This is a genomic window from Pseudoduganella sp. SL102, from assembly GCF_027856995.1.
GTDB classification, from domain to species: domain Bacteria; phylum Pseudomonadota; class Gammaproteobacteria; order Burkholderiales; family Burkholderiaceae_D; genus Rugamonas; species Rugamonas albidiflava.
Map to the genome: position 1 here is coordinate 2,120,845 of NZ_CP115554.1, position 13,030 is coordinate 2,133,874.

The following is a 13,030-nucleotide window of genomic DNA, read 5'->3' on the forward strand; positions in this document are numbered from 1 at the left end:
GCACTGATGAACGTGAAGCATGGAACCAACGACATGGAACCAATGACATGGAGCCGATGATATGGAGCCGATGACATGGCGGAGCTGAAGATTCGCGGCGTGCGCAAGCAGTTCGGGGAAACCACCATCCTGCACGGGATCGACCTGGATATCGCCGACGGTGAATTCATCGTCTTCGTCGGCCCGTCCGGCTGCGGCAAGTCGACGCTGCTGCGCACCATCTGCGGCCTCGAGGAACCGGACGACGGCACGATCGCGATCGGCGGGCGCGACATGACGAACGTGCCGCCGGCGCAGCGCGGCATCGCGATGGTGTTCCAGAGCTACGCGCTGTATCCGCACATGACCGTGTACGACAACATGGCGTTCGCGCTGAAGCTGGCCGGCACTCCGGCGGCCACCATCCGCGACAAGGTGCTGGCCGCCGCCGCCAGCCTGCGCATCGAGGCGCTGCTGGAGCGCAAGCCGAAGGAATTGTCCGGCGGGCAGCGCCAGCGCGTGGCGATCGGCCGCGCGATCGTGCGCCATCCGGAAGTATTCCTGTTCGACGAACCGCTGTCGAACCTGGACGCGGCGCTGCGCGTGCAGATGCGCATCGAGCTGAAGAACCTGCACCGCACGCTGAAAAGCACGATGGTCTACGTGACGCACGACCAGGTCGAGGCCATGACGCTGGCCGACCGGATCGTCGTGCTGCGCGGCGGGAAGGTGGAGCAGGTGGGCGCGCCGCTGGACTTGTACAACCGGCCCGACAACGTGTTCGTTGCCGGTTTCATGGGCTCCCCCGCGATGAATTTCCTGCGCGGCGCCGCCGATGGCAACGGCACCATCGCGCTGGCCGCCGGCGGCAGTGTCGCGTTGCCGGCCGCGGCCGGACTGGCGGCGGGCGCCCCCGTCACGCTGGGCCTGCGTTCCGAGCACGTCGCGCTGGACCAGGGCGGCCAGGGCATCGCCGCCGTGGTGCAGACGGTGGAGCTGCTGGGCGATTTCAGCTATGTCTACCTGCAGACGGCCAGCACCGGCGAAGCCCTGGTCGCCCGCGCCGACAGCAACAGCACCTGGCAGCCCGGCCAGCACGCCACCGTCGGCGCCGCCCCGCAGTGCTGGCACCTGTTCGACAGCGACGGCAAGGCGCGGCGCTGATTGCCGCTGGCGAGCACGCCGTCCCCGGCCGAACCGCGGGCCGGCGGCGAGCGGCGAGCCGGCAACCGGGCTAGAATGGCTGTTTTGGTGAAGAAAAGAAGCTAACGCATGGCATACAAAACTATTGCCGATACCATCGGCAACACGCCGCTGGTCCAGCTGGTGCGCCTGCCCGGCGCCGAAGCGGCGGCGCGCAACAATATCATCCTGGGCAAGCTGGAAGGCGACAATCCGGCCGGCTCCGTGAAAGACCGGGCGGCGATGTCGATGCTGCGCCGTGCCGAAGAGCGTGGCGACATCAAGCCCGGCGATACGCTGATCGAAGCCACCAGCGGCAACACCGGCATCGCGCTGGCGATGGCGGCGGCGATCCGCGGCTACAAGATGCTGCTGCTGATGCCGGAAAACCTGTCCGAGGAGCGCCGCCAGAGCATGGCCGCGTACGGCGCGCAGATCGTGCTGACGCCGAAGACGGGCGGCATGGAATACGCCCGCGACCTGGCCGAGCAGATGCAGCGCGACGGCAAGGGCATCATCCTCGACCAGTTCGCCAATGGCGACAATCCGCGCGCCCACTATGAATCGACCGGGCCGGAAATCTGGCGCGACACGGAAGGGAAGATCACGCACTTCGTGTCTGCGATGGGCACCACCGGCACGATCATGGGCGTGTCGCAATACCTGAAGGAGCAGAACGACAGCGTGCGCATCATCGGCGCGCAGCCGGAAGACGGGTCGTCGATCCCCGGCATCCGCAAATGGCCGGAAGCCTACCTGCCGAAAATCTTCGACAAGGCCCGGGTCGACCAGATCGAATCCGTGTCGCAGGCGGCGGCCGAGCGCATGGCGCGCCGGCTCGCCGCGGAAGAGGGCATCTTCTGCGGCATTTCCGCGGCCGGCGCGTGCGAAATCGCGCTGCGCGTCTCGCAAACGGTGGAGAACGCGACGATCGTGTTCATCGTCTGCGACCGCGGCGACCGCTACCTGTCGACCGGGGTGTTCCCCGCATAAGAAAAAAGCCGGGGTGACCCGGCTTTTTTACATCAGCTGTTGCTGTTGTTATTGTTGTTCGCCGCAGGCGTTTCGCCTTCTTTCGGCTTGAACTGCTTGTCGCTGATGCGGAACTTGTTGCGGCGGTCGCCCATCAGGTAGCGCAGGTCACGGATCGACAGGTCGCTCACCTCGTGCATGCGGATCAGCAGCGAAGCGCCGACCGGCAGGCGGTGGTGACGGATCTTGCTGATGACCGGCGGTGCAACCTCGAGTGCGCGGGACAGCGCGGCGTCGTTTTTCAAGCGCAGGTTTTCGATCAGCGTATCCAGCAGACGGTTCGGGTTGTACTGCAGCAGATCATCGCCGTCCGAATCGTTGTTCATATCAATGCCGACTTGGTTTGTCATGATGCGTCTGTTCCTTCTGTAAAGTTTGTCCTGCAAAGTGAATCACTCGGAGCTCATGCTGGGCGTTGAAGTTTCTCTTCACCGAGGAACGATCGACACACGATTCCGGGATAACAAGTTTCATAATATATACACAATTGTACAACATCATGCAATCTAATACTCAAGAGCAATAAAAAAATATTACTCAATGATGACGCCGTTGTCGTATCGCAACAATTGGAGAGAATTCTACCGTAGTTTGTGTGCTAGATAGAAGCCACGAGCAGGCGCGGCTTTGTCAATCGTACAATTTTAAGTGTAATATAAAACTTATCATCAATACTGCCAAGTAAGCAACTGTGTTAGCGCGACCGCCGGATGTTACATTCCGGCGCCCTGCGACTCAAGTTTCCTTGCGCATCTTTACAGTCCGATGTCCCGCATCGGCCGCTTTTTCGTCGGCTTGTTCGTCCGCTTGTTCGTCCGCTTGTTCGTCCGCTTTTTGTCTACTTATTGCCGCGACAGGCGGATGGCGCGGCCCAGTTCCACGACGGACATCGCATAGAAATAGCTGCGGTTGTACTGCGTGATCGTGTAGAAGTTGTTGCTGGCTACCCAGTATTCAGTCGGCTCCGAGCCGTTCTGCAAATCCACCAGACCATAGAGCATTCCTGGCGGTAATGTCGATGTGGTGACGACGCCGGCCGCGATCAAGTCCTCGGGCGCGAATTTCGCCGCCAGGCCGCCATCGGCATAGCGTTCCCACTCGCGCGCCGGCGATACCGTGGCGGGGTAGACGATGGGGCCCGGCTGGTCGCGCTGCCAGCCATGGCCGACCAGGAACGATGCCACGCTGCCAATCGCGTCCGCCGGCGAATTGCGCAGGTCGATGTGGCCGTCGCCATCGAAATCGACTCCGTATTTCAGGATATTGCTGGGCATGAACTGCGGCAGGCCGACGGCGCCGGCGAACGAGCCCTGCAGCGTCAGCGGATCGATGCCCGTCTGGCGCGCATACAGCAGCGTGGCTTCCAGCTCGCTGCGGAAGAAGGCCATGCGCGCATCGCGGTTCGGCGCCAGCGGATAGGCGAAGGCCAGCGTCGTCAGCGTGTCGACGACGCGGAAGCGCCCCGTGTCGCGGCCATAGATGGTTTCCACGCCGATCACGCCGGCCAGGATCTCGGCGGGCACCCCGTACAGCGCTTCGGCGCGTGCCAGCGTGTCGGCGTGCTCATTCCAGAAACGCACCCCGGCGCCGATGCGGATCGGTTCGACGAAGCGGCTGCTGTACACGCTCCAGTTCTTCGGCTTGCCCGGTGGTGCCGGCTTGACCAGCTGCACCACCGAGTCGAGGTAGCGCACATTGCCCATCAGGGCATCCAGTTCGGCGCGGGTGAAGCCGTGCCTGGCCACCATGTCGTCCAGGAACGCCTGCACTTCCTTCCATTGGCCGAAGTTGACGTACTCGCCCGTGTAGTAATCGCTGGCCGGCGCCACGGCGACCTTTTTCTTGCCTTTCTTGGCGGCCTTGGCTTTCTTTGCCTTGGCGAACTTGGTGGCGGACTTGGTGGATCTGGCGGATTCGCCGGGAGCGGCCAGTAATTCGGCCGGGAGCAGGGAGGTGGCGGCAACGGTTGCCGCGAGCAGCAGGGTGACCAGGGTCTTGGGTTTCATCGTGACAGGCTCAGCAGTTTGGCCAGCCGGCGGGCCGACCGGTGTCGTTCATCGTCGTCGAGCGCGCGGTAGCGCAGCGCGGCATACAGTTCCAGGAATTCGGCCATCGCGGCCTTTTTTTCTTCCGGCAGCGCCAGTGCCGCCACGCGGCGGGCCAGGCTGTGCGGGCCTTCGTCGGGCGTGCGCACGATGCCGCGGCGCGCCAGCAGCACGCCGAAGCGATCCCACGCAGTCTGCACGGGATCGCGCCGCCGCCGCGCACGCAGCCGGCGCCACAGCCAGCCCAGCGCCAGCAACGCCGGCAGGGCGGCCAGCACGCGCCAGTCGCTCGCCAGGCTGGATAGTTCCGCAAGGAAATTGCGCTGCCGTTCGGGATTGTAATCCAGCACCCATTGATTCCAGGCGTTGTTTGCCGCATTGACATGGAATCGGAGGCGCGCAAGCCACGAATCCTTGTTGTTCTGGAAAGCGGAGAGGCCGAACGGCGCTTCGCGCGGCAGCGCGCCGCCGATCCCGAGCCGCACCCGCTCCGGCGCCACGGCGGCCGTGGGATCGATCCGCAGCCAGCCGTGGCCTGCCAGCCAGACTTCGGCCCAGGCATGGGCGTCGGACTGGCGCACCGTCATGTAGCCGTCCACCGGGTTCAGTTCGCCGCCCTGGTAGCCCGTCACGACCCGCGCGGGAATGCCGGCGGCCCGCATCAGGAACACGAACGCGCCAGAATAATGTTCGCAAAAGCCTTGCCGGGAGACCCACAGGAACTCGTCGATCGAGTGGCGGCCCAGCAGCGGCGGCTGCAGCGTGTAGGTGAAGTGCTGGGTGCGGAAGTGCGCCAGCACCTTTGCCACGATGCCCGCGTCGGTGGCGCCGGGCTCGGCGCGCAGCAAGCGCCCCAGTTCGCGCGTGCGCGGGTTGAAGCCGGCCGGCAGTTGCAGCCATTTTCCCGTCAGCGCCGGGTCCAGCCCGGCCTGCACCGCGTAGTCGGCGAAGGCGGCGGCCCGGTAGCGCACGCGCTGGTGGATCGGCTGTACCGTGAAACTTTCCAGTTCGTCGGAAACGCCCACGCGCTCGCCCGCCACGTCGAGCGCCGGCGGCGTCAGTTCCAGCGTGAACAGCCAGCGCCGCTGGCTCGGTTCCAGCGTCACCTCGTAGGGCAGGGGCTTTCCGTCCACCCGCAGCGTCATCGCATCGCCGTCGCGGCGGTACAGGCGTCCGCCGATGCGGGTCCAGGTGCGGCCGTCGTAGTGGCTGAGCACCACGCCGCGCCAGTACAGGCGGTCCTGCGGCGGCGGCGCGCCATCGAAGCGCACCCGCATCGCCACCTCTTCCGACAGCGCCAGGTTGGTCATCGTGCCGGGCGCCATGGTGTCCGACAGGCCGCTGCGCGGACCCTGGGCATCGCCCGGCATGCCCCACAGCGGCCCGTCGAAGCGGGGGAACAGCACGAACAGCGCGGCCGCCAGCGGCGTGGCCAGCGCGAACATCTTGCCGGCCAGCCGCAGCCGCCGGCCCAGCGACGGCACGGTGCCGGTGTACTGGAACGTGATCTGGACGGTCAGCAGCACGACCAGCGTGGCGGCCATCGCCAGCCCCGTCAGCATGCTTTGCGAATAAAAGAAATTCGTCAGCATCAGGAAGAAGCCGAGGAACAGCACCACGTACAGGTCGCGCTTGGCATGCATTTCCAGCAGCTTGAAGGCGAGCAGCAGCGCCAGCATCGCCACGCCGGGATCGCGGCCCAGCAGCGTGCCATATGACTGGAACACGCCGCCCATCGCGATCAGCGCGATCGGCAGCAGCAGCCAGATGGGCGGCAGGCGCCGGCCGCGCAGCGTGAGCAGCACGCGCCACAGCAGGGTGACGCAGACGGTCCCGGTGATCCACCAGGGCAGGTGGCCGAAGTGCGGCGCGACGACCAGCAGCGCGGCGGCCACCAGCAGCAGGGTGTCCTGCTTGTCGCGCGTGAGGGGACCGAGGAACTTCATGGCGCCGCCTCCCGCCCGTACAGCGCCAGCGCCTGCAGGCACGCGGCGCGGTGCGCATCGCCCAGGCCGGCCGCGTAGGTATGGCCGCCGAGCCGGAACGAATATGGCAGCGCGCGCTGTTCCGCCTCCAGCACCCAGCGCGTCATGCGCGCCAGGCGCACTTCCACGTCCAGGTGCTGTGGCAGCAGGGCGAAATCGAGCGCCAGTTCGGCCACCGCGCCGCCCTCGAAATGCTTGGTGACGAGCTGGCCGCCATCTTCCGGCGCCAGGCGGGCGATCTGGCGCCACGCCAGGTGCCGCATCGGGTCGCCCGGCTGGTAGCTGCGGATCCCGGCGAAATTGTCCAGGCCCACTTCGCCATGGCCCTCCTCGCTGGCGGCGCCGCGCATCGGCAGCGGCTGCGCCGGCGTTTCGGGATGCGGGTAGACCAGCACGCGCAGGTCGGGCTGCCACCAGCTCCAGGCGCGGAACAGGCCGAGCGGGAAACGTGTTTCAAGGTGGATGCGCGGTGCGCGCAGCCAGCCCCGCTCGCGGGCGGGCAGGGCCAGCGCCACGGCGGCGCTGCCGCGCGCCGGCACGTCGGCCGCATGCTCGGCGGCGGCATCGGTACCGAAGCCCACGCGGATCGCGTAGCGGTCGGCATTGCCGGCGTTGTGCAGGTGGATCTCGAACTGCGCCGCATCGCCGGCGAACACCGGCGCGGCGCGGCCGCCGGCCAGCCGCAACCCCGCCAGGTTCTTCACGGTGAGCAGCATGTCGGCCATGGCGCACGAGGCGGCCAGGAAGGTCAGCGCGAAGCCCAGGCCCAGCGTGTAGTTGGTGGCGCCGACCAGCATCAGCAGCAGCAGGACGGTGAACGCCAGGCCGGCGCGGGCCGGCAGGATGTAGACCCGGCGCAGCGTCAGCACCACTTCGCCGTCGCGCGCCTTGCGGCGTTCGAAGCGGAACACGCGGCGCCAGAACGCTTCCAGCATCGCTAGACCGGCACCGATTTCTGCAGTTGCAGCACCAGCTCGCGGCTGGCCAGCGCCACGCCCTGGCTCGACTTCACCGGCCGCAGCCGGTGCGCGCACACGGGCACCAGCACGGCCTGCACGTCCTCGGGCACCACGTGGTCGCGCCCCTCCAGCGCGGCCCAGGCGCGCGCGGCCTGCACCAGCGCCAGCGCGGCGCGCGGGCTCAGGCCTTCGGCGAACGAACCGTTGCCGCGCGAGGCCAGCACCAGCGCATGCACGTAGTCGACCAGCGCGGCCGACGTGTGGATCGCGCGCAGGCCCCGCTGCGCCGCCGCAAGTTCGGCCGGGGTCATGGCCGGCGCGAGCGACTTGAGCATGCTGCGCCGGTCTTCGCCCATCAGCAGCGCGCGCTCGGCGGCCGGGTCCGGGTAGCCCAGCGAGATGCACATCAGGAAGCGGTCCAGCTGCGATTCGGGCAGCGGGAACGTGCCGATCTGGTGGGTGGGATTTTGCGTGGCGATCACGAAGAATGGCTCGGGCAGGGCGCGCGTGACGCCGTCGGCCGTGACTTGCCGTTCTTCCATCGCTTCGAGCAGCCCGGACTGGGTTTTCGGCGTGGCGCGGTTGATCTCGTCCGCCAGCAGGACCTGGGTGAAGATGGGGCCGGGATGAAAGGCAAAGCCGTTCTTTTCGCGCTCGTAGACGGAAATGCCGGCCACGTCGGCGGGCAGCAGGTCGCTGGTGAATTGCACGCGGTTGAATTGCAGGCCGAGCGACAGCGCCAGCGCATGCGACAGCGTGGTCTTGCCGACACCGGGCACGTCTTCCAGCAGCAGGTGGCCGTTGGCCAGCAGGCAAGCCAGCGATTGCCGGATCTGCACGTCCTTGCCCACGATGAGGCTGCCCACCTGCCGCGCGACGGCGTGCAATTTCGTATACATGGTCTGTTATAGTTGGCCCTGATGCGGGTCATTCTACCCTGCATGGAAAACGATGTGATACAGACGATGCGTCAGAGAAATATCGAACGATGCATCCAGAGACGATATGCCAAGAATGATGCGGTAAAGAAACTGTGACCACAGCCATCTACAGCCATCCCGATTGCCTGCGGCATGAAATGGGCGAATGGCATCCCGAGTGCCCCGCGCGGCTGCAAGCCATCGCGGACCAGCTGATCAACGCCCATATCGACGGCCTGCTCGACCACCGCGTAGCGCCGCTGGCGGACCTGGCCGCGATCGCGCGCAACCACACGCCGAATGCGATCGCCATCGCGCAGAGCCAGCCGCACGAAGGCGACGATTACTACCCGATCGATGGCGACACTTCGCTGAACCGCCACAGTTACACGGCCGCGCTGCGCGCCGCCGGCGCGGCGGTGGCGGCCACCGATGCCGTCATCGACGGCGCCATCGACAACGCGTTCTGCGCGGTGCGCCCGCCCGGCCACCATGCGCGGCCGTCGGTGCCGATGGGTTTTTGCCTGTTCAACAACGTGGCCGTGGCCGCGCGCCATGCGCTCGATGCGCGCGGCCTGCGGCGCGTGGCGATCATCGATTTCGATGTCCACCACGGCAACGGCACCGAGGAAGCGTTCCGCGACGACCCGCGCGTGCTGATGGCCAGCTTCTTCCAGCACCCGCTGTATCCCTACACCGAGCCGCTGCCGGTCACGCCGAACCGGATCAACGTGCCGGTGCCGGCCGGCACCCGGGGCGACGTGGTGCGCCAGCTGGTGCAGGACCAGTGGCTGCCGGCGCTGCACGCGTTCAAGCCGGAGATGATCTTCATCTCGGCCGGCTTCGACGCGCACCGCGAAGACGACCTGGCCGGCATGGGGCTGGTCGAGGCCGATTACGCTTGGATGACGGAACAGATCATGGACATCGCCCGGCGCCATGCGCGGGGCCGCATCGTCAGCTGCCTGGAAGGCGGCTACAACCTGTCGGCGCTGGGGCGCAGCGTGGTGGCCCACGTGAAGGCGCTGGCCGAGATCTGAAGGACGCAGGGCGGGAGCCGGCGCGCCGCCATGCGGCTCAGCGCGCGTACTCGAAGCGCACCAGCGTGTCGTCGCTCCACGAACGGTCGGCCAGCGGCGGATTGAACACGCGGCGGTAATGGCGGCTGACGGGGATGGCTTCGCGGCGCGCGCCGTCCTGCAGCCACGCCGCGCGCAGCGGCGCCGGCGCATCGAAGCCCATGTGCATCGTCATCGACCGGCAGGGACCGCCGCCGGCCGCCAGCGCGCCCCGTGCCGCCGGCGCCAGGTCGGCCTGGTCGATCGCCCATTGCACCGCGCATTGCACCCGCAGGTCGCCCAGCCGCCGCGCATCGGCCGGCACGCCCGGGCTGCGCACGTCCGGCCGCCAGCGGAACGAATGCTTCTTCTTGTTGAGCACCAGCGCGGCGTTGTCGGCCAGCGCCGCCGGGCTGCGCGGCAGCGTGAAGCCGCCATCCGGATCGAGCCGCACCGGCAGCGTGACGGTGTCGCCGACGATCTTCAGTTCCAGCCCTTCCAGGCTGTCTTCACGCGTCGCGGGGCGCAGCAGGAAGCGCAGGGTTCCTTGCGGCGCCTGGGCGCGGCTGGCGTCGAACGCATCGAGCCCCCTGGCCATCGTGGCATAGGCTTTCAGTTCCGGATCGCGCGCGGTGCTCACTTCGACGACCGGCTGGGCCGATGCCGAAAGCACCACGAAGGCGAGGGAGAGGAGGGGGAATTTCATGGAAGAGACAACGGTCGGGCAAAACGCCGATGGTAACAGCACCGGCAGTGCCGGTAAAATAGCGGATTGTTCGACATATTCAGAAGGTAACAGCATGGCCATCCAATGGTTCCCCGGGCACATGAACGCCGCCAAGAAAAAGGCGGCCGAACAGATGGCGGACGTCGACGTCGTCATCGAAGTCGTCGATGCCCGCCTGCCGCAGGCCAGCACCAATCCGCTGGTCGAGGAACTGCGCAAGTTCCGCTCCAAGCCGTGCCTGAAGGTGCTGAACAAGATCGACCTGGCCGATCCGGACGCCACCAGCGCGTGGATCCGCCATTTCGAGCAGGACCAGACGGTGACCGCGTATGCGATGACGACCAAGAAGCCGTCCGACGTGGCGAAGGTGATCGACAAGGCGCGCGCGCTGGCGCCGCACCGCGGCGTGCCGACCAAGCCGCTGCGGATGATGATCATGGGGATCCCGAACGTGGGCAAGTCCACGCTGATGAACGCGCTGCTGAAACGCCGCGTGGCGAAGGTGGGCGACGAGCCGGCCGTGACGAAGACCCAGCAGAAGATCTACCTGGACATGAACACGGCCATCATCGATACCCCGGGCCTGCTGTGGCCGAAGATCGAGATGCCCAGCGACGGCCTGGCGCTGGCCGCCAGCCATGCGATCGGCGCCAACGCGCTGATCGAGGAAGAAGTGGCCGAATGGCTGGCCGGCGAGCTGCTGGTGCGCTACCCGCAGCTGCTCGCCGCCCGCTACGGCTTCAGGACGGAAGGGATGGACGCCATCGCCATCGTCGAAGGCATCGCGCAGAAACGCGGCTTCCGCATCCGCGGCGGCGACTGGGACTATGAAAAGGCGTCGCACATGCTGCTGCAGGATTACCGCAGCGGCGCGCTCGGGCGCATCTCGCTGGAAACGCCGGAAACCCGCGCCGCCGCGCTGGCCGTGTTTGCCGAGCAGGAGCGCATCAAGGCCGAAGCCGCCGCCGCGAAGGCCGCCGCGAAGGAAGCCGAGCGGATGCGGGGCAAGCGGGGTACATAAGCAGGTACATAGCGGCGGGGTTTGGGGAAACCGGTGGCTTGACACTGATGCCGTTCAGGCAAGCCAGACCCGGAGGCAGATTCCGGGGTCAGACCCCCATCGCCGCTATCGACAGGGCTTGCTACCAGCGGTAACGGGGGTCTGACCCCAGCCCTTCCAACGCCGTTGAAATACCGGCAAGAACCGGGGTCAGTCCCCTGACGACGCCAATGGCAAGCGCGTTGACAGCTACTTATCGGGGACAGACCCCTGCTGCTCTACCGCTATTTGCGACCTCTCTAACCTTTTCTGGGCGGCATGAGGCGCAGACACCAGGCTTCGTCGGACACCGGTGTCGGCATGCTCAGCCGCCAAACCGGAAACTGCTGACCGCCAGCGCCCCCATGAACGCTTCCTCGTGGTACACCACGCTGGCGGCGGCGTCCTCGGCGGCGCCGAGCGCCACCATCAGCGGCAGCAGGTGCTCTTCGCGCGGATGGGCGGCGCGGGCGGCCGGGGCGCGTTCCCAGTTCACCAGCGCGATGCCGCGCTCCTTCGGCGGCAGCGCCATCGCCTGCCGCAGCCAGGCGTCGAACTGGTGCGAGGCGGCGGCGCCGGTGCCGTTGAAGGCGCGCAGGTTGTGGTAACTGAGCCCGCTGCCGACGATCAGCACTCCTTCGTCGCGCAAGGGCCGCAGCGCGCGGCCCGCCTCCAGGTGCGCCAGCGGATCGAGCCCCCGTTGCAGCGACAGTTGCACGATCGGCACGTCGGCGTCGGGAAAGACCGGGTACAGCGCCGAGAACGTGCCATGGTCGAAGCCGCGCTGCGCATCCAGCCCGGCCGCGATGCCCGCAGCCTCCAGCAGCGCCTGCGCGCGGGCCGCCAGCTCCGGTGAGCCCGGCGCGTCATAGCGGATCTGGTACGTGTGCGGCGGGAAGCCGCCGTAATCGTAGATCATGCCGGGCCGGGCGCCGGCCGACAACTGGAACGCCGGCGTCTCCCAGTGCGCCGTCACCGCCAGCACGGCCTTCGGCTTGCCGCCGATCTGCCGCGGCAGGTCGCGCAGCGATGCGTCCAGCACGTCGTACGCGCCGCCGAACTCGGTTTTCATCCACGGCCACGGGCCGCCGCCGTGCGACAGGAAATAGGTGGGCAACATGCCAGGCTCCATCGTTTCAACCCGACGACTATACGGTCGCCCGAGGTCCATCGCAACCGGCAAAAAATCGATACTGACGTTCGACTCGTTCGACCCGTCCGGCGCCTTCGACCCGCTCGGCGGCTAGCGAGGCGGTTCAATGCAGGTGCGGCGGGCCGGCCTGGTCCTGCGCCAGCGCCACCAGCGCGAACAGCCGCGCCATGCGCATCCAGGCCAGCGCCAGCACGATCGCCTGCGCCAGCAGCAGCGCACCCACCGTGCCGGCCAGGCCGATGGCTGGCACGTGCATCCGGCACCACCCCAGCACGGCGGCCAGCGCGAGGCCGGCCACGGTCGGCAAGGCCCACGCCAGCAGCGCGCCGCCGGGGCGCCGCCACAGCAGCACCACGCCGTCGCCCCAGGCCCGGATGGCGCCGCTGCGCCGGCGGTCGGCCGCCAGCATGGCGCGGCCCGCATCGAGCGTGAGGTTGGCCAGCAGCACCAGCAGCACGGCCGCGCCGGCCGCGGCGAGTTGCCACGGTTGCGTGTCGGCGTAGGTGATCGCCCGATCGGCATGCTGCCGCGCGGCGTCGGCCAGCTCACCCCCAGCGCGGCGGCCGCGCCGAGCGGTACCGCGGCCCACGCCAGCATGCGGAACATGCGCGGATACTGTTCACCGGCGCCGGCCAGCAGTTCGCGCAGGCGCGGTGGCTGCGGCGCACGGGCAGCCGTGACGACGGCGCCGGTCAGCAGGGGCGACAGCAGCAGCGTCACGAGCAGCGCGCCGGTGCCGGCTGCCGCCAGCGCATCGCGGTCGCGCTCGAAGGCCGTGCCCAGGTCCGTGATCGCCACCATGTCGAGTGCCCGGGCCAGCGCCGGCGCATGGGTCGAGAAGTCGAGTTCGCGCGCCAGCAGCAGCCAGACCGGCAGCGACACCAGCACGGCGGGCAGCAGCAGGCCGGCAAGCCACAGCAGCAGCAGGCGCCATTGCAGCGCCGCGCGGCC

12 protein-coding genes are annotated in these 13,030 nt (G+C 67.7%); 4 read left to right on the forward strand and 8 right to left on the reverse strand.

The features are described 5' to 3' along the window. Positions 1-75: 75 nt before the first annotated feature. Both OU994_RS09025 and cysM read left to right on the forward strand, forming a co-directional pair. The gene (locus tag OU994_RS09025) at positions 76-1,143 is read left to right on the forward strand and encodes an ABC transporter ATP-binding protein (RefSeq protein WP_281610483.1); all 1,068 of its coding nucleotides are present in this window, start codon (positions 76-78) and stop codon (positions 1,141-1,143) included. Positions 1,144-1,251: 108 nt separating this feature from the next. Then, a complete protein-coding gene (cysM, locus tag OU994_RS09030) occupies positions 1,252-2,154 on the forward strand; it encodes a cysteine synthase CysM (protein ID WP_131147185.1) in 903 nt (300 codons plus the stop codon). Positions 2,155-2,186: 32 nt separating this feature from the next. Here cysM and OU994_RS09035 read toward each other — a convergent pair whose 3' ends face one another. From OU994_RS09035 to OU994_RS09055, 5 genes are all read right to left on the reverse strand, one after another. Beyond that, positions 2,187-2,543, reverse strand: a complete 357-nt coding sequence (locus tag OU994_RS09035) for a hypothetical protein (protein WP_131147184.1) — start codon at positions 2,541-2,543, stop codon at positions 2,187-2,189. A 492-nt stretch (positions 2,544-3,035) separates the two neighbouring features. Beyond that, positions 3,036-4,199 carry a lytic murein transglycosylase B gene (mltB, locus tag OU994_RS09040; protein ID WP_281610484.1) on the reverse strand — a complete coding sequence of 388 codons (1,164 nt, stop codon included), beginning with the start codon at positions 4,197-4,199 and terminating at the stop codon, positions 3,036-3,038. Continuing rightward, entirely contained in the window at positions 4,196-6,184 is a 1,989-nt protein-coding gene (locus OU994_RS09045; protein WP_281610485.1) for a DUF3488 and transglutaminase-like domain-containing protein, read from the reverse strand. The genes mltB and OU994_RS09045 overlap by 4 nt, the downstream gene beginning before the upstream one ends. Then, positions 6,181-7,158: a DUF58 domain-containing protein gene (locus tag OU994_RS09050; RefSeq protein ID WP_281610486.1), complete on the reverse strand. Its 978-nt coding sequence runs from the start codon at positions 7,156-7,158 to the stop codon at positions 6,181-6,183. Before OU994_RS09050 ends, OU994_RS09045 begins: the two co-directional genes overlap by 4 nt. Before the next feature lie 2 nt (positions 7,159-7,160). Beyond that, a complete protein-coding gene (locus OU994_RS09055; protein WP_131147180.1) occupies positions 7,161-8,081 on the reverse strand; it encodes a MoxR family ATPase in 921 nt (306 codons plus the stop codon). Positions 8,082-8,215: 134 nt separating this feature from the next. On the opposite strand from OU994_RS09055, the gene OU994_RS09060 reads away from it, so the two are divergent. Further along, the gene (locus tag OU994_RS09060) at positions 8,216-9,142 is read left to right on the forward strand and encodes a histone deacetylase family protein (protein ID WP_281610487.1); all 927 of its coding nucleotides are present in this window, start codon (positions 8,216-8,218) and stop codon (positions 9,140-9,142) included. 37 nt (positions 9,143-9,179) lie between these two features. Here OU994_RS09060 and OU994_RS09065 read toward each other — a convergent pair whose 3' ends face one another. After that, entirely contained in the window at positions 9,180-9,866 is a 687-nt protein-coding gene (locus OU994_RS09065) for a hypothetical protein (RefSeq protein WP_131147178.1), read from the reverse strand. A 121-nt stretch (positions 9,867-9,987) separates the two neighbouring features. On the opposite strand from OU994_RS09065, the gene ylqF reads away from it, so the two are divergent. Further along, on the forward strand, positions 9,988-10,908 hold the full coding sequence (gene ylqF, locus OU994_RS09070) for a ribosome biogenesis GTPase YlqF (protein WP_373922612.1): 921 nt from the start codon (positions 9,988-9,990) through the stop codon (positions 10,906-10,908). Between the two features lie 343 nt (positions 10,909-11,251). On the opposite strand, the gene OU994_RS09075 is transcribed toward ylqF, so the two are convergent. Together OU994_RS09075 and OU994_RS09080 are read right to left on the reverse strand one after the other, a co-directional pair. Beyond that, the gene (locus tag OU994_RS09075; RefSeq protein WP_281610489.1) at positions 11,252-12,046 is read right to left on the reverse strand and encodes a class III extradiol ring-cleavage dioxygenase; all 795 of its coding nucleotides are present in this window, start codon (positions 12,044-12,046) and stop codon (positions 11,252-11,254) included. A gap of 136 nt (positions 12,047-12,182) precedes the next feature. Continuing rightward, positions 12,183-12,668 carry a hypothetical protein gene (locus tag OU994_RS09080; RefSeq protein WP_281610490.1) on the reverse strand — a complete coding sequence of 162 codons (486 nt, stop codon included), beginning with the start codon at positions 12,666-12,668 and terminating at the stop codon, positions 12,183-12,185. Positions 12,669-13,030 lie beyond the last annotated feature (362 nt).

What these genes read in the sequence shown, in the direction of transcription:
- OU994_RS09025 (WP_281610483.1), top strand. Translation starts at nt 76, where the DNA reads ATGGCGGAGCTGAAGATTCGCGGCGTGCGCAAGCAGTTCGGGGAAACC.
- cysM (WP_131147185.1), top strand. Translation starts at nt 1,252, where the DNA reads ATGGCATACAAAACTATTGCCGATACCATCGGCAACACGCCGCTGGTC.
- OU994_RS09035 (WP_131147184.1), bottom strand. Translation starts at nt 2,543, where the DNA reads ATGACAAACCAAGTCGGCATTGATATGAACAACGATTCGGACGGCGAT.
- mltB (WP_281610484.1), bottom strand. Translation starts at nt 4,199, where the DNA reads ATGAAACCCAAGACCCTGGTCACCCTGCTGCTCGCGGCAACCGTTGCC.
- OU994_RS09045 (WP_281610485.1), bottom strand. Translation starts at nt 6,184, where the DNA reads ATGAAGTTCCTCGGTCCCCTCACGCGCGACAAGCAGGACACCCTGCTG.
- OU994_RS09050 (WP_281610486.1), bottom strand. Translation starts at nt 7,158, where the DNA reads ATGCTGGAAGCGTTCTGGCGCCGCGTGTTCCGCTTCGAACGCCGCAAG.
- OU994_RS09055 (WP_131147180.1), bottom strand. Translation starts at nt 8,081, where the DNA reads ATGTATACGAAATTGCACGCCGTCGCGCGGCAGGTGGGCAGCCTCATC.
- OU994_RS09065 (WP_131147178.1), bottom strand. Translation starts at nt 9,866, where the DNA reads ATGAAATTCCCCCTCCTCTCCCTCGCCTTCGTGGTGCTTTCGGCATCG.
- ylqF (WP_373922612.1), top strand. Translation starts at nt 9,988, where the DNA reads ATGAACGCCGCCAAGAAAAAGGCGGCCGAACAGATGGCGGACGTCGAC.
- OU994_RS09075 (WP_281610489.1), bottom strand. Translation starts at nt 12,046, where the DNA reads ATGTTGCCCACCTATTTCCTGTCGCACGGCGGCGGCCCGTGGCCGTGG.